At 69.3% G+C, this 19,384-nt stretch carries 20 protein-coding genes; 9 read left to right on the top strand and 11 right to left on the bottom strand.

The window, feature by feature from the left end:
• Both Aple_RS45280 and Aple_RS45275 read right to left on the bottom strand, forming a co-directional pair.
• A partial coding sequence (locus Aple_RS45280) for a hypothetical protein (RefSeq protein WP_155350973.1) occupies positions 1-1,695 on the bottom strand: 1,695 nt, incomplete at its 3' end.
• Between the two features lie 295 nt (positions 1,696-1,990).
• Positions 1,991-3,490: a class I adenylate-forming enzyme family protein gene (locus tag Aple_RS45275; RefSeq protein ID WP_155350972.1), complete on the bottom strand. Its 1,500-nt coding sequence runs from the start codon at positions 3,488-3,490 to the stop codon at positions 1,991-1,993.
• 134 nt (positions 3,491-3,624) lie between these two features.
• On the opposite strand from Aple_RS45275, the gene Aple_RS45270 reads away from it, so the two are divergent.
• Positions 3,625-4,158 carry a hypothetical protein gene (locus Aple_RS45270; protein ID WP_155350971.1) on the top strand — a complete coding sequence of 178 codons (534 nt, stop codon included), beginning with the start codon at positions 3,625-3,627 and terminating at the stop codon, positions 4,156-4,158.
• 292 nt (positions 4,159-4,450) lie between these two features.
• Here Aple_RS45270 and Aple_RS45265 read toward each other — a convergent pair whose 3' ends face one another.
• From Aple_RS45265 to Aple_RS45255, 3 genes are read right to left on the bottom strand one after another with little or no spacing between them, the layout of a single operon-like run.
• Positions 4,451-5,788 (bottom strand): cytochrome P450, encoded by a 1,338-nt coding sequence (locus Aple_RS45265; RefSeq protein WP_155350970.1) that lies wholly within the window; start codon positions 5,786-5,788, stop codon positions 4,451-4,453.
• Positions 5,788-6,453 (bottom strand): sulfotransferase family protein, encoded by a 666-nt coding sequence (locus tag Aple_RS45260; protein WP_155350969.1) that lies wholly within the window; start codon positions 6,451-6,453, stop codon positions 5,788-5,790. The genes Aple_RS45265 and Aple_RS45260 overlap by 1 nt, the downstream gene beginning before the upstream one ends.
• Positions 6,450-7,502: an alpha-hydroxy acid oxidase gene (locus Aple_RS45255; RefSeq protein WP_218038839.1), complete on the bottom strand. Its 1,053-nt coding sequence runs from the start codon at positions 7,500-7,502 to the stop codon at positions 6,450-6,452. Before Aple_RS45255 ends, Aple_RS45260 begins: the two co-directional genes overlap by 4 nt.
• 116 nt (positions 7,503-7,618) lie before the next feature.
• Here Aple_RS45255 and Aple_RS45250 point away from each other — a divergent pair, with 116 nt between their 5' ends.
• The 7 genes from Aple_RS45250 (at position 7,619) to Aple_RS45220 (ending at position 12,463) form a co-directional block, all read left to right on the top strand.
• Complete coding sequence (locus Aple_RS45250; RefSeq protein ID WP_155350967.1) at positions 7,619-8,131, top strand: RNA polymerase sigma factor; 513 nt, start codon at positions 7,619-7,621, stop codon at positions 8,129-8,131.
• On the top strand, positions 8,124-8,813 hold the full coding sequence (locus Aple_RS45245) for a zf-HC2 domain-containing protein (RefSeq protein ID WP_155350966.1): 690 nt from the start codon (positions 8,124-8,126) through the stop codon (positions 8,811-8,813). Before Aple_RS45250 ends, Aple_RS45245 begins: the two co-directional genes overlap by 8 nt.
• Positions 8,814-8,991: 178 nt before the next feature.
• A complete protein-coding gene (locus Aple_RS45240; protein ID WP_155350965.1) occupies positions 8,992-9,981 on the top strand; it encodes a hypothetical protein in 990 nt (329 codons plus the stop codon).
• 5 nt (positions 9,982-9,986) lie between these two features.
• The gene (locus tag Aple_RS55210) at positions 9,987-10,934 is read left to right on the top strand and encodes a methyltransferase domain-containing protein (RefSeq protein ID WP_155350964.1); all 948 of its coding nucleotides are present in this window, start codon (positions 9,987-9,989) and stop codon (positions 10,932-10,934) included.
• A 100-nt stretch (positions 10,935-11,034) separates the two neighbouring features.
• Positions 11,035-11,406: a DoxX family protein gene (locus tag Aple_RS45230; protein ID WP_155350963.1), complete on the top strand. Its 372-nt coding sequence runs from the start codon at positions 11,035-11,037 to the stop codon at positions 11,404-11,406.
• Position 11,407: 1 nt separating this feature from the next.
• On the top strand, positions 11,408-11,866 hold the full coding sequence (locus Aple_RS45225) for a MarR family winged helix-turn-helix transcriptional regulator (RefSeq protein WP_155350962.1): 459 nt from the start codon (positions 11,408-11,410) through the stop codon (positions 11,864-11,866).
• Positions 11,867-11,881: 15 nt separating this feature from the next.
• Positions 11,882-12,463: a phosphoribosylanthranilate isomerase gene (locus tag Aple_RS45220; RefSeq protein ID WP_155350961.1), complete on the top strand. Its 582-nt coding sequence runs from the start codon at positions 11,882-11,884 to the stop codon at positions 12,461-12,463.
• Here the strand turns inward: Aple_RS45220 and Aple_RS45215 are convergent.
• From Aple_RS45215 to Aple_RS45195, 5 genes are all read right to left on the bottom strand, one after another.
• Positions 12,441-14,309, bottom strand: coding sequence for a DUF2075 domain-containing protein (locus Aple_RS45215; RefSeq protein ID WP_246265313.1), 1,869 nt, complete (start codon positions 14,307-14,309; stop codon positions 12,441-12,443). The genes Aple_RS45220 and Aple_RS45215 overlap by 23 nt on opposite strands.
• A gap of 87 nt (positions 14,310-14,396) precedes the next feature.
• Complete coding sequence (locus Aple_RS45210; protein WP_155350960.1) at positions 14,397-14,753, bottom strand: nucleotide pyrophosphohydrolase; 357 nt, start codon at positions 14,751-14,753, stop codon at positions 14,397-14,399.
• A 90-nt stretch (positions 14,754-14,843) separates the two neighbouring features.
• Positions 14,844-15,635 (bottom strand): nickel/cobalt transporter, encoded by a 792-nt coding sequence (locus Aple_RS45205; protein ID WP_155350959.1) that lies wholly within the window; start codon positions 15,633-15,635, stop codon positions 14,844-14,846.
• Positions 15,632-16,279, bottom strand: coding sequence for a hypothetical protein (locus Aple_RS45200; protein ID WP_155350958.1), 648 nt, complete (start codon positions 16,277-16,279; stop codon positions 15,632-15,634). The genes Aple_RS45205 and Aple_RS45200 overlap by 4 nt, the downstream gene beginning before the upstream one ends.
• A gap of 145 nt (positions 16,280-16,424) precedes the next feature.
• Positions 16,425-18,104, bottom strand: coding sequence for a purple acid phosphatase family protein (locus Aple_RS45195; RefSeq protein ID WP_155350957.1), 1,680 nt, complete (start codon positions 18,102-18,104; stop codon positions 16,425-16,427).
• 220 nt (positions 18,105-18,324) lie between these two features.
• On the opposite strand from Aple_RS45195, the gene Aple_RS45190 reads away from it, so the two are divergent.
• Positions 18,325-18,777 carry a hypothetical protein gene (locus tag Aple_RS45190; protein WP_155350956.1) on the top strand — a complete coding sequence of 151 codons (453 nt, stop codon included), beginning with the start codon at positions 18,325-18,327 and terminating at the stop codon, positions 18,775-18,777.
• A gap of 39 nt (positions 18,778-18,816) precedes the next feature.
• Here Aple_RS45190 and Aple_RS45185 read toward each other — a convergent pair whose 3' ends face one another.
• Entirely contained in the window at positions 18,817-19,314 is a 498-nt protein-coding gene (locus Aple_RS45185; RefSeq protein WP_155350955.1) for a hypothetical protein, read from the bottom strand.
• Positions 19,315-19,384: the final 70 nt, after the last annotated feature.

Below are 19,384 nucleotides of genomic sequence, written 5' to 3'. Positions count from 1 at the left end.
AGCGTCTTCATTCGTGAGCGACGGCTGACCGTGCCGGTTAAGCGAGTCGAACAGCATTTGCATCTCAGCGTCTACGAGTCTGTCCGCGACCACTCCGGCCGTTTCGGGGGTCAGTTCATCAAGGTGGTCTTTGAGGATGCCAGCCAAGGTGTCCTTGGTGTCACTGCTCTGGTGGTCGATCGCGGCGCTGCCGAGCGGGGTGGCGTCCTTGAAGATCCGGGCGGTGGTGTAGTTCACCGGCAACAACGCCGCGTCGGCGACCATGTCGATGAATTCATCATCGTTGAACTCCGCGTAGGCCGAGCCGTCCAGCAGCAGATTCGACAGCCCGCCCGCCTCCGCGCTGAGTCGGGTGTACTCGGCCCGCTCGGCCGGATCGGAACTGAACGGATGCGCCTGGCCGATGTCCAGATTCCGCACATACGCCTGGAAATCAGCCTGCAACATCGTGGCTGTGGCTTGGTCTTGCATGAGCGCGCCGATGAAACGGGCGGCTACGTCCTCGTGCAGGCCCGTCCACGGGCCGGAGGGCGCCAACCCCAGCCCCGGCGAATCGGCATGGACCTGGCCGCGCGCCAGCTCGCCCAAATACGGGGTCAAGTTCTTGGCGAGGACCTGGTTGAGCGGCGAATTCTCGAAGGTGGCGTAATGGCCGGCCGCCTTCTCCGTACCGTCATAACCGACCCCGTCGATCACGTTGATCCAAGCCCGCTCCCGCGTCGCGGCCGAACCCGTGCCCGGGTCCAGCGCGCGGCCCAGGACCATGGCGAGCAGGTCGTCGAAGCCGGGTGTGCCGGTCCCCTTGACCAGATCAGGGTCGAGCAACTGCCCGGCCACCTGCTTATGGTCGGCCAGCAGCCTCTGCAGTGCCTCCGGGTTACCGGTGTAGGCGCCGACCACCCAGACGGTGTTCCAGTCCGGATCCGGGAAAGCGGGCGCGAACCCGGCGGTGGGTGAACTGAACTGGCCAGCCGCGACGTCGTTCAGGAAGCCGCTGGACGGGCGGGCCAGCGCCACCATCGCTGACAAGGTGGCCGGATTGGCGCGGGTCAGCGCATCCTCTCGCCATCCCGCAGGCAGGCGTGCGGAGCTCTCGGCGGCGGCGAAGGCCACCGCCAACGCCCCCAGCGACGACTGCGCCTTGCCCAGTTCCTCCGGGGTCAGGCCGCGGCTCCGTCCGGCGGCGTGGGCCTCCATCCATCGCCCGAAGATGGTCCGCAACTTGCCGGGAGTTCCCAGCGCGGCCAGCAACGCCGACGCATAAGCCGGATCGCGCGTGTCGGTGGTTCCGGCGGCGGTCAGCGCCGCCTCCACTCCCGCCCATGCCCCCGGCGTTCCCTCGGCCAGGTGGACGGCCAGCGCATCGGCCAGCGCCCTCCCCGCCTGGGCTCCTGCCGTGGCCGCCTGCTCCTGGCTGGTGAACGGCACCCGTACCGTCGTCAACGCGGGTGAACCCTCCGGCAACACCTGGGTGAGCACCTGCAGCCGCCACCGCAGGTCCGCCTGCGAGTCATGAAAGAACGCCCACGCCCGATGCATCGCCGTGATCCCGCCCGCACCGGCCCAATCCGCGCCCGCCTCGGCGATCGCGGCCTCCAACCCCGGCCGCACCCCCGCCAGCACGCTCTTCCCGGCCTCCAGCCGCCGGATCAACGCCTGCACCCCGGCTGGATCCATCCCCATGAACTCGGCCACAGCGCCTCCCGCCCCAAAGCGTAATCAGACAGCATCTAGTGGTACGCCAGACCACCAACATGGAACCCCGGGGTACCCGAAGCCTTCCCTGGGGGTTAGCCGCCGAGAAGTTCTTCCCAGGGGCGGCGGGCGGAGGTGTGGGTACAGCAGGTCGAGGGCCTGGGGGAGGTGCCAGAGGCCGAGGGGTCCACGGCGTGCAGCGTGCGCAGATCTTTGTCTACGGCTCCCGCTCCTGCGGGGGCCGCTCAACCCTCCGGCCGATGAGCCCAGCCTCATGTCGGCTGGGAACGATGAATCAAGGGCTGAGGAGGGGAATCAAGGTGACGAGAGCGCGCTTGTCGGGCTTGCCGGCGGGGGTGATGGGGACGGATGTGAGGACGTTGATCGTCTTGGGGGTGTGCGCTTTGCTCAGGGATGACTGGATGAGGGATAGAAGGGCTTCGTTGTCTATTTGGTGGTCGGGGGTGGGGACGACGAAGGCGTGGATGGCCTCGCCGGTGGTGGGGTCGGGGGTGCTGGTGACGTAGGCGGCGGAGACGGAGGGGTGGGTGGTGAGGACGCGCTCGATGGCGGTGGGGTAGCAGACTTCGGCGTTGACGAGGATGACGTCGCGGCTGCGGCCGGTCAGGCGGAGGAGGCCGTCGGGGCCGATGTAGCCGATGTCGCGGGTGTGGAGCCAGCCGTTTTGCAGGACCTCGGCGGTCTGGTCGGGGTCGTTCCAGTAACCAGTCATCATGTGGGGGCTCCGGACCCAGATTTCGCCGGGGGTGGCGGGACGATCGTCATAGTTGCGGACGCTTAGCTCGACGGTGGGGAGGGGGCGGCCCACTGTGGTGAGGGCGTCGGGGCAGGTGGCGATGTCGGTGGGGGTGAGCATGGAGATGACGCCGCCTTCCGCCTGGCCGTAGCCCTGCCAGATGATGGGGCCGAGGCGGTCGATGGCGGCGGTGAGGAGGCCGGGGTCGGCGGGGGAGCCGCCGAGGACGACGGCGCGCAGGGTGGAGAGGTCGGCGGGGCGCTGGTGGAGGGTGGCGAGCAGGACGTGCAGGCGGGGCGGGGGCATCATGGTGGCGGTGACGCGGTGGCGTTCGATGAGGTCAGGGGTGAGGTCTCCACTGGTCATGATGGCGGTGCCGCCGGTGACCAGGCAGCGGCCTAAGTAGGTCATCATGACGGGGCTGGCGAGGCTCTCGTGGACGAGGCAGCGCTGGAAGTGGGTCATCAACGAGGCCAGCTGCGGGGGCCAGTCGTCGCGTTGGTAGGCGAGGCTGAAGGCGCGGTAGGTCTGCGCGCAGCCTTTGGGCTGGCCGGTGCTGCCGCTGGTGAAGGTAAGCCGGGCGATGTCGCCGGGGCGGGCGTCGAGGGTGAGCGGGTCGGCGGGGTGGGTGAGCAGTGTGGCGGTGTCTAAGACCGGAACACGCAGGTCCCCGGAGCGGGTGCCGGGGTCGGGGCTCGGGAGTTTCAGGTAAGGGGCGTGGGTGCCGGGGTCGACGATGAGGGCGTCGAACTGGTAGCCGAGGGCGTGGGCGATCTGGTCGCCGCTCCAGCGGGGGCGGAAGGCGGCGACGCGGCAGCCGAGGGCGTGGGCGGCCAGGTGGGCGGCGTAGGCGTCGGGGTTGGTGGTGGTCATGAGGGCGACGCCCTTGCCGGGGCCGAGACCCGCGGCGCGTAGTCCGGTGGCGATGCGGGCGACGGCGGTGAGCAGGTCACCGCGGGTGATCTCGCGCCCCTCGTGCTCGATGGCGGTACGGCTCGGCGATATCCGCAGCGCGTCAAGTACGGGGGCCGGGAACATCGATCTCCTCCTGAGGGGTCGTCGGTAATACGGCACGGGAAAGTCACGGGATTCAAGCCACGCCGGGGAATCTCAAGGCCACCTATTTCCCGTACAACAGAGTGCCAAGGTAGACAATTACCAAGGAGACGCCGATGACGGCTATTCCGATCCGTAGGGGTAGGTGGCAGTCCCTCAACGCGGGGGGTCACCGTACAGCGCTCAATGTCTTCCTGTTCATCGTCATCGCCCACTGGGCCGAGCACATCGTCCAGGCCATCCAGATCTGGGGTCTGGGCTGGCCGGTCCCCGAATCGCGCGGCGTGCTGGGCCAGTTCTTCCCGTGGGTGATCAAGTCCGAGGCGCTGCACTACGGGTACGCGTTGATCATGCTCGTCGGTCTGATCGTGCTTCGCAAGGGGTTCACGGGAACGGCTCGAACGTGGTGGAACATCTCGCTCGGCATCCAGGTCTGGCATCACCTGGAGCACCTGCTTCTGCTCTTCCAGGCGCAGTCGGGGCTGTTCCTGGCGGGCAAGCCCGTGCCGACCAGCATCGTGCAGCTGATCGTGCCCCGGGTCGAGCTGCACCTGTTCTACAACACGCTGGTCTTCATCCCGATGGTGGTGGCGGTGATCCTGCACCGTAAGCCGTCCGACGACGCCGTCTGCACGTGCGCGCGCGCCTGAGCGGGCCGTCGGGGTTCACCGTCGCCGTGGCGACCACGGCGGCGGTGCTCCTGCTGGCGCTGGCCGTGCCGGCCATCGGCCCGGCCCTGCGGGCGGCCCAGGGGGAGGGCGTCCAGGGCACATTCACCGCGGGATTCTCCCGGTGTGTCTCTCACCTCGGCCACGAGGCCTGCTCCTGGTACGGCACGTTCACGGCCGACGGCGAAAACCGCGACGTCTACCTGTACGGCAGCGCCACCCTCACCCAGGGCCAGCGCGTGCCCGCGATCGACATCGGCCGCCGCGCCTACGTCTACGGCCCGGGAGGTTCCAACGAGTGGATCGTGACCTCGCTGCTGCTGCTCGCCGGGGTCGGCCTGCTGTGGCCGCTGGCGGCGAAGTGGCGCTCGCACAGCCGCTCCCGCCGGGCGTCCCAGACCATGTAGGTGCCCAGGCAGAGCTGGACGAGCCCGCGCCCGACGTCCTCCCAGCGATCCCTGACCCTGATGAACGCCAGGGCGAGCGGGGATGGCCGGGAGCCGCGCGGCAGCACGAGGCAGGGGCCGCGGTTGGGCAGCGAGCGGGTGTGGGCGGCCGTGCTGTGGAAGCTGTGGCGCCGGAGCAGTTCGGCGGTCGCCGCGCGGAGGGCGATCGGGGAGAGCCGCCAGGCGGGGCAGGGGCGGTTGGCGGCGATCCCGTACGGGATGTGGTTGGCCTGCTTGACCGACAGGTGTTCCCACCGGCTGGGGTCGAACTCGTCGGGTCGCTCGAATCCGGCCCGGTGGAAGGCCGGGTAGTTGAAGCAGAGCACGGAACCGGCGGGCAGCACCGTGGTCTCGTCGACCGTGATGTCGGCGGAGGTGACGCGGTGGGCGATGCCGAACAGCGGGTAGAGCCGGAAGGTCTCCTCGATGATGTGGGAAAGGTCGCCGTGGGGGTGCCTGGCCAGGGACATGAGAATGTGCGCGGACGCCTCCGACTGCTGCACGACGGCCGTGTTGAAGAACGTGCCCTGCAGGTAGAGGGCCTGCTCGTGGCGGGTGAGGCCGGCGGGGAGCGGATGCCGTACGTCGTCGAGGCGGGTTTCCAGGTATTCGGTGAGGCGGTGGCGGCGGTCCATGTGGCGCAGGCCGCAGAATTTGAGCGCGGTGACCACGTCGTCGGCGTTGGCGACGATCAGGTCGCGGGCGTGGCGGGGGCAGCGTTCGGCGAAGACCAGTTCGTAGAAGAATTCCGCCCAGACGGGCATCATCAGGTCGCGTAGCCGTACCGAGCGGCGGATCTGGGCGCGGCCGGCGCAGCGGACGGCGAGGGCGGTGACGTCGGCGGTGGGCAGGGAGAGGAAGCGGCGCGTGGCGCGGGCGACCTCGTCGTAGCGTTCGCCGGGTTCCAGGTGTTCCTGGTGGATTTCGGCGCCGGGCGACAGCCAGTACCAGAACAGGTCGGAGAGGGCGGCGCCGCGGCTCCGGCCGTTGGCGGCCGGATCGGCGTAGACCTGGCGGAACCGCTCGACGGGGACGAGTTCCCCGGGGACCTGGATGCCTTCCTCGCCGTTGATCCTGGCGAAGATCCACATCCGCAGGGCGACCACCGCTCCCGGCACCCAGTACGGCAGGCTCGCCACCACCAGCAGCCCGATGAGCGGCAGCATCAGCCCTCCTGGAGCGCTTCCGCCATCCGCGCCGCCACCCGCCCCCAGAACCGGTCGGGGTCGTTGAGATGCGGGTACGGTTCGACCGGCACCGGCAGCCCGAGGAAGTCGCACAGCGGCTGCCAGCCGTCGCCTGGCTGGATGACCAGCAACCGGTCGGCGGCGACCTCACGCATGACGGCCGCGTTGTGCTCCTGGTAGACGGCGACGGCGTGGTCGCGGTCGGCGAACCTGCCGTCGAAGAAGCCGTCCCAGATCATGCGCCGGTGGAAGGCGGTGAACACGTCGAGTCCGGGCACGACGCGCAGGGCGTGCTGGGCGCGGGGGTCGGCGCCGCTGCCGAACATGGGGTAGATGGTGCGGTTGACGCTTTCGTACCAGCCGGCGGGGTCGCGGACGGTGAGGATGATCTTCGCGTCCGGGAAGGCGGCGCGCAGTTCGCGCCAGTAGGCCGCGCCGGGCCAGTCCACGGTGGAGCGGTAGCCGCGGAACACGGCCGTCCAGTCGACCGGCCGTCCCTCGGACGCCGCTTCCCACAGGGGGAGCCGTTCCGGGTGGTCGAGCACGTGGCGGCCGTGGAAGCAGGGCCCGAGGCCGAGCACCTCCAGCGCCGACTTGAGCGAGAGCGTCCCGGTCCGGCCGACACCGGCTCCGATGATCTTCACATGGCTCCTTGGATGACGAGATCGCGCGGCACCGACTCGACCGAGTCGCAGCCGCATAACGTGAGCGCGTTGAGCAGCTCGATTCGGAGCAGGTCGAGCACCCGGGCGACACCGTCCTCGCCGCCCGCGGCCAGACCCCACAGCACGGGGCGGCCGATCGCGGCGGCGGTCGCGCCGAGGGCGAGCGTCTTGACCACGTCGGTGCCGCGCCGGATGCCGCCGTCGACCAGCAGCGGGAGCTCGCCGCCGACCACGTCCGCGATCACCCGCAGCCGGTCGACGGCGGGCGGGGTGCCGTCCAGCTGCCGTCCGCCGTGGTTGGACACGATGATCGCGTCGATGCCGCGGCGCTGGGCGAGCTCGGCGTCGGCCGGGTGCAGCACGCCTTTGAGCACGATCGGCAGCCTGGTGATGCCGCGCAGCCAGTCGAGGTGCCGCCAGGAGATCTCCGGGGAGAGCACCACGCCGCGCACGCTGCCGCCGGACTCGCGGAGGTTCTCGCAGCGGATGCCGGGCGGCAGGTCGTGGAAGTCGTTGCGGTCGCCGCGCTCGTTGCGGCCCAGGGCCGGGGAGTCGACCGTGACGACCAGGGCCGTACAGCCGGCCGCTTCGGCGCGGCGGACGATCGCCTCGGTGAAGCCCAGGTCGGGCTGGAGGTAGAGCTGGAACCAGAGGACGGGTTCTTCGGCGACCTTGCGGGCCTCGTCGGCCATGTCCTCGATCGCCACGGTGGCGAGCATGGCGGCGATCATGATGACCCCCGCCTCGGCCGCGGCCCTGACGCTGGCCCGCTCACCGTCGGGGTGGGCGAGACGGTGGAAGGCCGTGGGCGCGATCATGATCGGCATGGAGGCCTGGCTGCCGAGCACGGTGCGGCCGAGACGAGGGGGTTTGTGGCCGCGCAGGATCCGGGGCACCAGGGCGAGGCGCCGGAATGCCGCCTCGTTGGCCCGTACGGTGAGTTCGTCCTGCGCACCGGACGCGAAGTAGTCGAAATGCACGGGGTCGAGGACGGCTTTCGCCGCAGCCTCGAAGTCCCGCACGTTCACATTGGCCTCCACGCCCGGTAATACGGAGAAAAATCCGTAAAAGATTCACTGAACCGGTTGGCTTCGGGATTCGTCGTAGGCGTGTGGCACTGTCGGATGAATCTCTCGTCGCGGGGATGGCTTCGGGCGACGCGGAGGCCGCCGCGGCCTTCGTCCGGAGGTTTCAGGCCCGGGTGTTCGGGCTGGCGCTGAGCGTGGTGGGCGATACCGGCCTGGCCGAGGAGGTGGCGCAGGAGGCGTTCGTCCGGGTGTGGCGGCATGCCGCGACCTACGATCCCCGGCGGGGGCGGGTGGCGACGTGGCTGCTCACGATCACCCGTAATCTGGCCGTGGACGCCATCCGGCTGCGCCACAAACACCGCGCCGACCCCGAACCGCTGCTGCGGGCGCTCCAGCCCGTCGCGGCCGAGGATCCCTTCGAGACCGATCCGTATGGATCCGACCAGCTCCGCGCCGGATTACAGGCGCTGCCCTTGGAACAGAGCCGCCCCATCGTGATGTCAGTATTTTACGGATTGACCGCTAAGGAGATAGCCGACCGGGAGGGCATCCCGCTCGGCACCGTCAAGACCCGGATCAGGAGAGGCCTGGCGAAACTGCGGCACGAGCTGGGGGTGAGCGATGACTGAGACACCGGAGTGCGCGGCCGTCCGGGAGCTGATCCCCGAGCTCGCCGCCGGGGTGGCCGCGGGCGACGAGCGGGCCCGCGCCCTCAGGCATCTGGCCACCTGCACCGACTGCCACCGCGAGCTCGAGGCGGCCGCGTTCGTGGTGGACGAGCTGCTGCCGCTGGCGCCCGAGGTGGAGCCGCCGCCGGGGTTCGAGCTGAAGGTGCTGGCCGCGCTGAACCCGCCGCGCCGGCGCTGGCGGGGCAGGCTGCGGCTGGCGGCGGCGCTCGTGGTGGCGGTGGCGCTGGGCGGGGTCGGGATGTGGCAGCTCACCGCCGACGACCGCCGGATGGCCGACAGCTATCGCCGTACGCTGGAGGCCGCCAACGGGCGTTACATGACGGCCAAGACCTTCGCCGCCCCGGATGGCAGCACCGCCGGACGGATCTTCGCGTACCAGGGCAAGCCCTCGTGGATCTTCATTACCGTGCAGTACGGCACGACCGGCGGGCCGTACACGGTCCGGATGACCACGCGGGACGGTCGGAACGAGACGCTGGGCACGATCATGGTGCAGTCGGGGACCGGGTCCTGGGGGCGCATGATCGACGTGCCGGTGTCGGGTATCGCTCAGGTCAGCCTGACCGGCGCGGATGACCTGACCTGCTTGATCGCGGGTTTCGGCCAGCCGCGATCGACCTGACCACTACGCCGCACACGGCGAGTCGTCTACCGTTGCCCTCATCGGCACGGCCGGCCTCCCCGCTTCCACCGCCACCACCACTCTCGACATCCTTGTCACCGATCCGGTGTCGTGAGCCCGCGGCGACTGGCCGTCCGTTGAGATGAGCGGGCGGCCGGTCGTCGAAAGGATCCACCCCATGCCAGACCTCGACCCCCAACTCCTGGCCGCGGCCCGGCGTGTCCGGCCCGTGGATCCCGGGCTTCGCGACTGCTGGAACCACGTGGTCAGCGCCATCGAGCACGGCTGGCTGGACAGCACGGGCGTGCACGACGTGATCACCCGGATCAGGGCCGGGCACGACATCGGGTTCCAGGAGCTCTCCTTCGATCGGCTGGGCAACCGGCTGCGGGTCAGCCTGGGCGACCAGGAGGCGTGGTGCGCGCCGGAGGAACTGCTGGGGCAGCTGGCCGCGCTGGTCGAGGGCAGGTCGCCGCGTGACTACACGGCGACGGCGATCGGGTGGGCGCACACCGGGGACGGCGAGTTTCCGTACCAGGCGTCCGCCGGTGCGGACGCGCTGCTGATCCGGGTCAACGACTTCCCGGCGGAGCCGCTGTACACGCTGATCGTGAACGGGCACGAGCATCTCGACCTGGAGGACTGGCCGGCCGCGTGGGCCCGGCCGCCGGTGCCGCGGCATCTGGTGGAGCTGGCGGAGGCCCGGGGGCGGCGGCGGTCGGGGGTGCCGCTGGACGCCGGGCTGCTGCTGTCGTGGGCGCAGACGCTCTGCCGGTTGAGCATGGACGATCCCGTGCTGGTGGCGGGGTCGCTCGGGTTGCTGGGCGAGCTGGTGCCGCGCCGGGGCGAGGTCGCGGTGGAGCCGCCGCCGCCCGGGGCCGCCGAGCTGCTGATCAGCGGCCGGGCCGGGCGGTTCGCGTACGTGAAGATCCAGCCGGCGTCCACGTCGCTGATCCGGGCCGATCTGGACGCGTTGCTGGGGGTGGGGTTCGTGCCGCCTCGGGTGCATTGGGACAGCCCGCATACCCGGGTTTATCGGGTGGAGGTGCCGGGCGCTCCATACTGCTGTGACGTGACCGCCGAGTTCTACTTCACCGAGGAACCCAAGGCGACGGCAACCGTCCTGGAGGTCAGCTTGCACCGGATCCCGATCTTTCCGACATTCTGAGACTCATGACTCTCAACGAGACGTACTTCGACCAGCGCGCCAGCACATATGGCGATTTGAGCTGGCATGTCGAATATGCCGAGCGATTGGTGGAGCTGGCGGAGTTGCCGCCGGGGATCTCGGTTCTGGACGCCGCCACGGGCACCGGGCTGGCCGCGCTCGCCGCCGCCCGGGCGATCGGCCCGGCCGGCGAGGTGGTCGGCGTGGACATCTCCGCGGGCATGCTCCGGGAGGCCGAAGCCCTGCTGGCGAAGTCGGGGTTACCCAACATCCGCTACCAGAAGGCGGACGCTACGGATTTGCGGGAGTTCGCTCCCGGATCCTTCGACGCGGTGCTGTGCTCGTCGAGCGTTCTCTACCTGGATGCCGCCCGCGCGCTCGCCGCGTGGCATCAGGTGCTCCGGCCAGGCGGGATACTCGCGTATTCGGCTATGCGCGAAGGTTTCCCGGCCGCCTCCCGGGTGTTTCGCGAATGCGCGGCCGAGGTGGGCGTGGCGATGACCGACCCGATGGCGGAGCTGGGCAGTGAAGACGCCAGCCGGGCCGCGTGCGAACAAGCCGGATTCCGCGTCGATCGTTTCGTCGACGGCATGGTGCACCGGCCGCCGGCGGCCGCCGCCGATCTGTGGCGCGGCTTCGCGGCCACTCCCCTCCACCCGAAGGCTCCGGCGGCGGAGCCCCGCTTCCTGGCCCGAATGGCCGAACTCCACGACGATCCAACCATCTGCGACATGCCCGTCCTCTTCGTCCTGGCCAGGAAAAACGCAACCGACCTGCCGAAGGTCGGTGCGCCCGCGCGGCGGGCGTTGGCCGGCGCCGGCTATACGAATCTTGAGCAGCTTGCCGATGTCACCGAGGCTGAGCTTCTGCGGCTGCATGGGATGGGGCCGAAGGCCATGGGCATGCTGCGGGAGGCGCTCAGCCGGCATGGGCTGTCCTTCCGGACGGACTGACGCGATTGTGGCGTAACGCCTGCGCATCCTTCCCCTCAAGTTCTTGAGGCTTCAAGTAACGTTCGATAGCTTGAAGCGTCAAGTTTCAAGGGAGCCTAATGTGAACGTATTCCTGTGGGTCCTGCAGGGCCTGCTCGCCGCCCTCTTCGGTGGGGCCGGAGTCATGAAGATCACCCAGCCCAAGGAGAAACTCAAGGCGGGATTGCCGTGGACCGAGGACTTCTCCCCCGGTGCCATCAAGACGATCGGCGGTCTCGAACTGCTGGCCGCGATCGGCCTCATCCTGCCCGCCGTCACCGGCATCCTGCCGATCCTCACCCCCCTCGCCGCCACCGGCCTCGTCATCGTCATGATCGGCGCCGCCCTCACCCACCTGCGCCGCAAGGAACCCCCGGCGATCGTCATCAATCTGGTCCTCCTCGCCCTCGCCGCCGTCGTCGCGTGGGGAAGGTTCGGTACGTACGCTTTCTGATGTGGAACCTCGGGGCGGATGGCTGGACGAAACAGAGCAACGGGCATGGCAGGGCCTTCTCGCCTTCGCCATGCTCGCGCTGCCCGAACTCGAACGCGCCCAGCGCCGCCACGGCCTCGTCCACATCGAGTACGGCCTGCTCGCCGCCCTCACCGAACGTTCCTTCCGGCTGAGCGACCTGGCCTCGATGCTCAACATGTCGCAGAGCCGCCTCAGCCACCGCATGAACAAGCTCCGCGACCGCGGCCTGGTCACCGTGCGCCCCTGCCTCGACGACGGCCGGGTGACCATCGCCGAGATCACCCCCAGCGGCCGCTGCCTGGTCGAGAAGATCGCCCCCGAACACGTCGAGGACGTCCGCCGCCTCGTCTTCGACAGCCTCTCCCCCGCCCAGACCCGCGCCCTCGCCGACGCCCTTCAAGCGGTGATGTCCGGCTTACGCATGTGCTCCCCGGACTGACTAGGGTTCTGAGCCGTGTACGTGAAGATCTGTGGCCTGCGGGAACCCGCCCATGTGACCGCCGCCGTCGAAGCGGGCGCCGACGCGATCGGGTTCGTGCTGACCACGAGCAAGCGTCAGGTCACTGCGGCCGAGGCCAGGGCTCTTGGGGAGGCGGTTCCGCCGCATGTGCTCACGGTCGGGGTCTTCGCGGGCGAAGCGCCGGAGATCGTGCGGGCGGTGGCGGTTGAGGCGGGAGTGCGGGCCGTACAACTGCATGGGAATCACCCGCACAGCGACTTCATCGCGCTCAAAGGTCTCACCCTGGTGCGTGCGGTGGCCGCGGACGCCGATCTGCGGTGTGGCGCGTTCGACGAAGAACTGCTGATCGTGGACGCTCCCAAGCCTGGGTCCGGCGAGCCCTGGAACTGGGGAGCCATTCGCGGCCGACCTTCGGGCAAGTGGATGCTGGCGGGTGGCCTTGACTCGCGGAATGTGTCCCGGGCCATCTCCGAAGCGCGACCGTGGGGAGTGGACGTGTCCAGCGGGGTCGAACGCGAGGGCCGGAAGGACCCTGACCTCATCCGCGAATTCGTCACCGAGGCTCGGCGTCGATGATCGTGGACAGGTGGTTCTGCAGATCGGGATCCACCGCGTAGAGCAGGGTTCCGCGCATGCCTCTGGTCAGGAGGACCTTGTAGACGTTGCGGACGAGCTGGTCGAACTCGGTGTCGGGGACGGAGCGGCGGCTCTTGAAGGCGGGGTCCCTGTTCGCCTCGCGTACCGTGGCCAGGCGTCCGTCCCTGATCGTGAGGTCGGGGCCGAGGATGACGCCGTTCCAGTCGTACTCGAAACCTTGGGCCGTGTAGACGCAGCCGACCTGGCCGAAACCGCCGGGGTCGCTCGCCCACAGCATGCTGGGGGGCGCGTCGCCGACGGCGCGGTCCTTCTTGACGTTCCAGGGGCGGGCCCAGTCGCCGATGTTCACGTCGTCGACGAGGGTGTCGTCGGAGCGGGGGTCGCTCCAGGGCCAGCAGTAGCCGGCGGTCATCCTGGCCGTGCCGGGTTTGGTGCGGAGGGCGGCTTCCAGTTCGTGCGGGGAACCGGCCAGGCGCACCTCGAAGCCGTCGTCGCCGTCCCAGGTCTCCGGTCCGCCGTCGGCCAGGCCGAGCAGGCGCAGCACCCATTGTTCGTACTTCCGGCTGCCGCCGCAGCGGAACTGCTCGTCGAGGGAGACGTGGTGCACGTCGTAGCCCTTGGCCCTGGCGACGGTCTCGATTCGCTCGACGGTGCCGAGTTCGCCGGGCCGTACCACCTGGTGCTGGTCGAGCAGGAAGACGGGGACGCGCGCCGCGGACAGGAGTTCGTCGAGCTGGCTGCGGCCGTTTCGTTTCGCGGCGGGGGTGAAACGGTTGGTGGAGGTCTCGCGGATTCGGTGGGCTTCGTCGCAGATCAGCACCTCCAGGCTGTTGGGTTCGGCGTCGGTGAAGCTGTTGAAATAGGCGAAAAGGTTCTTGATGCGGGTGCTGCCCCGGCCGGGGTAGCGGCGCAATGTCTGGGTGAAGGACTGGGAGCCGGTGGCGTGCAACGCGGTGCGGCCCTGCCGGTGTGACTCGCCCAGCAGGGACAGGGCGATGACGCTTTTGCCGCTGCCGGGGCCGCCGGTGACCACGACGACCTGTTTGGTGTCGGATCTGCGGGCTCTGGTGACGGCGCGTGTCACCAGTTCGAACGCGACCTGCTGCTCGTCCAGCAGGGTGAACTGCTCGCGTTCGCGGATCTCTTTCGCCGCGTACGTCATGAGTTGCTTGCTGGGCGCCACGACACTGTGCAGCAGGCGGTCCGCGGCGTCGGCGCCGGATTTTTCGGATAAGCGCTCGGACAGGTATCGCAGGAAGTCGCCGCGGCGTTGTTTGGTGAAGAGGCGGCTGTGCTCGTCGCGTACCTGATCGGCCAGGCCGTCGATGTCGAGGTCCATGGCGTTGTGCAGGTAGGCGGCGCCGTGCAGGGCATCCGGTCGGTCTTTGAAGACGCCGAGGAAGTCACGCATGTATTCGCAGTAGCGGCGGACCTGCTCGGCTGGATTGAGCTTCTCGCCGCCGGGGACGCCTTCCACGATGACCAGGTGCTCGCCCAGTTCGGATGGCTCGGCGCGGCTCCACTGCTTCAGTTCCACCACCACGTACGAATCCGCGCCCGTGCGCGGGTGGACTCCCGCCAGGACCACGTCGGCGCGCCTGCTGGTCAGCGGAAGTTTGTATTCCACCAGCATCTCGACCTTGTCCAAGCCCGCGTCGGCCAGGTCGCGCGCGAGCGCGGGCAGGCTCCGCTGCCAGGATCTGACCTCCGCCGGAGACGGGCCACGCCCGGTGGTCATTCGCAAATGTTCCGCGATCGCCGCCGCCAGGGCGGCCTCGTTCGGTGACGCGAGCAGGTTCTCGACAGACAGCCGCAACGCCGTCACGGACTTCCCCCAGGCAGCACGAGAAGACTCGTGCGGGTGGGGGCCTATCCGCTAGGCGGAAGCCCGTCGGGCCGCATCACATGGTCATCACGAGGGTAGCGGGGGCGCCTTCCTGGCGGAACCGCGATAACGCTCGGGATCGTAGCGGCGGGCGTTCTCGTCCAGTTTGGCGTGGGCGGCCTCGACCAGGTCCACGCCGAGCACGTCGGCCAGACGGATCAGGTAGAGCGTCACGTCGCCGAGTTCGGCGCGCACGCGGGCGAGCGTGGGGCTGTCGAGGTTCTGGGATTCGGCCGGGGTGAGCCATTGGAACTCGGCGAGCAGTTCTCCCGCCTCTCCGGACAGAGCCATGGCCAGATTCTTGGGCGTGTGAAACTGCTCCCAGTCCCGCGACCGCACGAATTCCCGCAGCCGCACGGCCAACTCTTCCAGGTCGGTGGTCATGCTTGGCGACCCTACATTCCCGGCGAGGCCGGGCCTGTATGACCTCTCCTGCGGTGGGCAAGTGGCACGCGACCAGGCTTGTGGCTCCGGTCACGAGGCCAGTGCTGTGACGGCGGTGGCCAAGTAGAGGCAGCCGCCGATGGCTACCGCGACGCCTGCCAGTGCGGGTGTCCAGGCTGCGGCTGAGCGCAGGAGGCGTAGGTCGGGGGCGCGGCGGCTCACCAGTGCGGCGCCGCGTACGGTCACGATCCCGACGGCGGTCAGGGTGATCGCCATTCCGGCGCCGAAAACCAGCACCAGGACGACGGCGTCGAGCGCGCGTCCGGTGAGCAGGCCGCTGACCAGCACGATGAACGCTGAGGGCGAAGGGACCAACCCGCCGGACAGCGCGAGGGCGATGAGTCCGCGCCGGGACCACGGATCCGTAGGCTCCTCATGCCCATGCCCATGCCCATGCCCAGGGCCGTGACCGTGACCGTGCCCGTGCCCGTGCCCGTGGCCGTATGCGTGTGTCTTCCGGTTGCGGAGGTGGCGGTAGGTCAAATGTGCGCCGACGCCGATTACGACCACGCCCGCGATCACCTGGAGCCAGCTGGTGACGGCCTTGGTGCCGACGACGGAGCTGGTCAGGCCTGCCCAGGTCAGTGCGAGGGCGAGCACTGAGACCGTGTGCATCAGGGCGACGACCACGCCGAGGCGGAGTGCGTCGCGGTAGCGACCGTGGGTGCCGATGAGGTACGCCGCGGTCACGCTCTTGCCGTGGCCCGGTGCGACCGCGTGCAGCGCGCCGACGCCGAGTGCGACGGCCAGTGCCAGCCAGAACGCGCCCGCGCTGTCGAACAGCGTGATCAGGTAGTTCTCCTGGTCGGTGGTGCCGTTCATGCGCGTGTGCCCGCGCGCCGCCGACCCCGTACCAGGAAGGCGGCCAGCGCGCCGAGTGCGGCGACCAGCGCGATGGCGGGAACGACGAGGGAGATGCCGCCCGTCGCCGACGGGTCGAAGCGCAGGCGCTGGGTGGCGGTCGCCGCTGTGAGCATCGCCTGGGTGGGTGTGGCGGGGGTCTCGGCGGTGAGCACGGTGCGGTATGCCTCGTGCAGGTCGGTCAGCGCGTCGATCCGGACGTCGACATCGACGACCGGGTTCGCGCAGGCGAAGCTGAACCGGGCGCCCTCGGCGAGTAACCGCTCCAATGGGGCCAGTTCGGCCGCGCAGGGCTGCCCGGCCTGGGTCACCCCGACCCGGGCCAGCAGGTAGTCGCGCACGGCGGTGGAACGGGCGAGTTTCTGCTCGCCGGTCAGCGTGGTGTCGACGCCCGCGGACGGATCGCCGAACGCGCCGACCGAGCGGCCGAGCGCGACCCAGTCGTCCTCGGCGGCCAGCCAGGCGATGGCCACGTGCGAGCCGTCGACGCTGATCCGCGCGGTGGACGGCGGGCCGAAAGGATGAGCGGCGGCCGGCGCCGCCGGCACGGCGGCCACCGCCGCCCCGGCGAGCAGCACGCCCGCCAGACGGGTACGGAAGGTCACGGGATCTCCTGTCGAGCCGGCCGGATGGCCGGCCTGGGGCGGCCGGGCCGGCGCGGTACGCCGGCCCGGCCCGCGGGCGCGGGCCGCACCCCGGTACCCGTCCCGGAGGACCGGTACCGGGGCGGGCCCGCATCCGGTGGGGCTACTACTTGACCGTGATCACCGGGCTGGTGATCTTCTGGGTGGCGCTCTCCAGGTACACCCGGTAGGTGCTGTCCTTGTTGAGGTCGGCCGGCAGCTTGAAGCTGTAGCTCAGCTTGCCCAGCGCGTCGGCGGTCTGGGTGCCGACGTAGGTCCGGCTGTCGTAGTCGCGGTCGCCGTCGCCGGCGTTCGCGGCCGTGCCCTTGGTACGGAGGAGGTAGACCTTCACCTTCTCGCCCGAGTCGTAGCCGAACGCGGTGGCGGTGAGCTGCTCACCCGGCTCGACACTGGTCTTGTCCACGGTGACCTGCTCGCCGGTGTTGTCAGCGACGAGCTCGGTGACGGTGCGCTCACCCGCGTCGTTCTTGCGGATCAGGAAGCCGTCGTGGTGCTCGCCGTTGGCGTAGCGGGCCTCGAAGCGCAGCCGGTCCTTGTCGACGTCGATCATCTGGTACAGCTGCGTGTTCTCGCTGCTGCTGATCACCTCGGCGCCGTTGCCGGTCCAGTTCACGCCGCCGTTGAGCTCGTACATCTTGCCGCCGGAGACGGACACCACGTACGAGACGCCCTTGTGCGTGATCGCGGACTGGCGGGCGGACTTCAGGTTGCCCCGGCCGTAGGAGTGGTCGTGGCCCTGCAGCACCAGGTCGACGCCGTACTTCTCGAACAGCGGGCCCCACTGGGCGCGGACCACCGGGTTGTTGCGGGTGCCGGTGTTGGAGTAGACGGGGTGGTGGAAGGTCACCACGGTCCACTTGTTCGGGTTGTCCTTCAGCAGACCCTCCAGCCAGGTGGTCTGCGCGGCCATCAGCGTGGCATTGCTCTGCAGGTTGCTGTCCAGGCCGATGAACCGTACGCCCTGGTAGTCAACGCTGTAGACGGTCTGCTTGAGCTCGGGGTTACCCGGCCCGTTGTCCGGGTACGGGAACTGCGGCCGCCAGAAGGTGGACAGGCCGCCGCTGTACTCGTGGTTGCCGGGGACCGAGATGTTGTTGACCTGGCCGTCGATGAAGCCGCCGGCCTGGTACCACTGGCCCCACTGCTCCTCGCTGTTGGCGGAGTCGATGAGGTCGCCCGCGTTGACGATCGCCTTGGCCTGCGGCCGGTCGGCGAACGCCTGGCGGAACACGCGCGGGACCGCGGAGTCGATGTAGTTCTGCGCGTCGCCGTAGTAGATGAAGGAGAACGGCTGGAAACCGGCGGCGGCGGTGGTGAAGTCGGTCCACGCACTCCAGTTGGTGCCGTCACCGACGCGGTAGGTGTAGCGGGTGTTGGGCTTCAGGCCGACGAACTCGACGGTGTGGTAGGTCGAGGCGTACCCGAGCGTGGTGTTGACCGGGACGCTCGCCATGGCCATGACGTTGGTCACCGCGCCCGCAGCCGGCGCGACCTCACCGAGCGCGCGGGGGGCCTCCAGGATCTGGGCCTGGGCGGTGTCGGCGGTGGCCTCGGCCCGCCAGGTCACACGCTGGCTGGCGGCCGGGGTGTTGGTGGGGATGAGGATCAGCCGGTCGGGGATGGGGGAAGGCTTGTGCACCTCGGCGGCCGGGTACTTCGGAGGCGCCGCCGCACTGATTGCGGCGGGGGCCAACGCCAGGCCACCGACGAGCAGTGCACCGGCGCCGATCGACGCGAGCTTCGCCTGCCGGGACCTGATCGGCCACGGCTTTCTGGGCTCATTCACTTCTGGTTCTCTCCACAAGAAATGGACTCGTCCACCCGCGAGTGCGGGGTGGACGCCAGCGAATTCACCCAGGCACCACTGACGCTCACCTGTACCTTGCCTGACAGGAAGATGAATTCATGATCGTCAATGTGGCGGTCATCCGGCGTTGGCCTGGTGTTTCTCCGAATCCCTCTACCATCGGCCACGGATTGCGGGCGAACGCGAAAGGGTGAATCGGATGGCTCGTTTGGGGCTGCTGCCGGCCATCGTCGCGCTCGGCACTCTGTTCGTGGTGCCGCCCATGGTCAAGACGGAGACCTTCATCACCGCCGAGACGACCGGGATCCTGATGATCGAGGGTGGCGAGTGTTTCAGCGACCCGGCGTACTCACCGGGGGCGGCGGAGCGGATCGTGCTCTACACGCCGTGCGCCGACGGCGCGGACAACCAGTCGTACGGCTTCACCCACATGCCCGACGGGCCGTACGACCCGGCTGGGCTGTCCGCGTTCGCCTGGCGGAGTTGCGGCGAACGCTACGCGGAACTGTGGGGCGGCGATCGCGATGACCTGGACTTCTACCCGATCATGCCAACTGCGGAGACCTGGGCCGACGGCGACCGCGACGTGATGTGCGCCGTCTACCACCCCGCTGGCCGCCTCCCCGGATCGGCGCTACCACTGGCGCGTTAGCCCTTCCGCAACTCGTCATGAGCCACGTCAATAGGCGCGTCACAGCGTCTCCCCTTCGCGCGACTCAAGCTGTCGGTGGCACTCCTCCGTCAGCGTGGGGTACGCGCTGGCGATGGCCGCATAGATCCGTCTTCTGAGCAGACGCATCCCTTCCGCACGACCCACCCTTCCGAACAGCGCCTCTACCTCGACCTCGTAGCCGGTGAGTTCGTGCCGGAGATAGTTGACGACCCACCGTTGCAAGGTCAGCTCATCCACATCGGCCACGCGCGCCGGAGTGGCGACATGATCGAGCCGCTGCCATGCCCGTTCCTCATCACGCCGGTTACGGTGCGCGACCGCTTCGCGGACCAGGGCATGCCAGTCCACGACCGGCACCACGATGGACACGCCCTCCACCCGCGCGACCGTTTCACCACGCCTGCGCTCCGCGACGGCGAGGGCCGCCCTGGATCTCCGCTCCGCCTTGTCCCGCAACACGGCGAACTGCTCCGACTCTTCAGCGAGGATCACCCTTTCGACCTCGTAGAGCCGCATCGGAGCCATGGTTCTGAAGACCGGATTAGGCGCCAGCCGATCGGGAGACCCGAGAATCACCCGGATCATG

The sequence above is a fragment of the Acrocarpospora pleiomorpha genome (assembly GCF_009687885.1).
Lineage (GTDB): Bacteria > Actinomycetota > Actinomycetes > Streptosporangiales > Streptosporangiaceae > Acrocarpospora > Acrocarpospora pleiomorpha.
This window is presented reverse-complemented; position numbering and strand designations above follow the sequence as displayed.

Bases quoted from the DNA above. Each gene is read 5' to 3' on its own strand.
- Aple_RS45275 (WP_155350972.1), bottom strand. From the start codon at position 3,490: ATGTTCCCGGCCCCCGTACTTGACGCGCTGCGGATATCGCCGAGCCGT.
- Aple_RS45265 (WP_155350970.1), bottom strand. From the start codon at position 5,788: ATGCTGCCGCTCATCGGGCTGCTGGTGGTGGCGAGCCTGCCGTACTGG.
- Aple_RS45240 (WP_155350965.1), top strand. From the start codon at position 8,992: ATGCCAGACCTCGACCCCCAACTCCTGGCCGCGGCCCGGCGTGTCCGG.
- Aple_RS45250 (WP_155350967.1), top strand. From the start codon at position 7,619: ATGGCTTCGGGCGACGCGGAGGCCGCCGCGGCCTTCGTCCGGAGGTTT.
- Aple_RS45205 (WP_155350959.1), bottom strand. From the start codon at position 15,635: ATGAACGGCACCACCGACCAGGAGAACTACCTGATCACGCTGTTCGAC.
- Aple_RS45270 (WP_155350971.1), top strand. From the start codon at position 3,625: ATGACGGCTATTCCGATCCGTAGGGGTAGGTGGCAGTCCCTCAACGCG.
- Aple_RS55210 (WP_155350964.1), top strand. From the start codon at position 9,987: ATGACTCTCAACGAGACGTACTTCGACCAGCGCGCCAGCACATATGGC.
- Aple_RS45185 (WP_155350955.1), bottom strand. From the start codon at position 19,314: ATGCGGCTCTACGAGGTCGAAAGGGTGATCCTCGCTGAAGAGTCGGAG.
- Aple_RS45245 (WP_155350966.1), top strand. From the start codon at position 8,124: ATGACTGAGACACCGGAGTGCGCGGCCGTCCGGGAGCTGATCCCCGAG.
- Aple_RS45190 (WP_155350956.1), top strand. From the start codon at position 18,325: ATGGCTCGTTTGGGGCTGCTGCCGGCCATCGTCGCGCTCGGCACTCTG.
- Aple_RS45210 (WP_155350960.1), bottom strand. From the start codon at position 14,753: ATGACCACCGACCTGGAAGAGTTGGCCGTGCGGCTGCGGGAATTCGTG.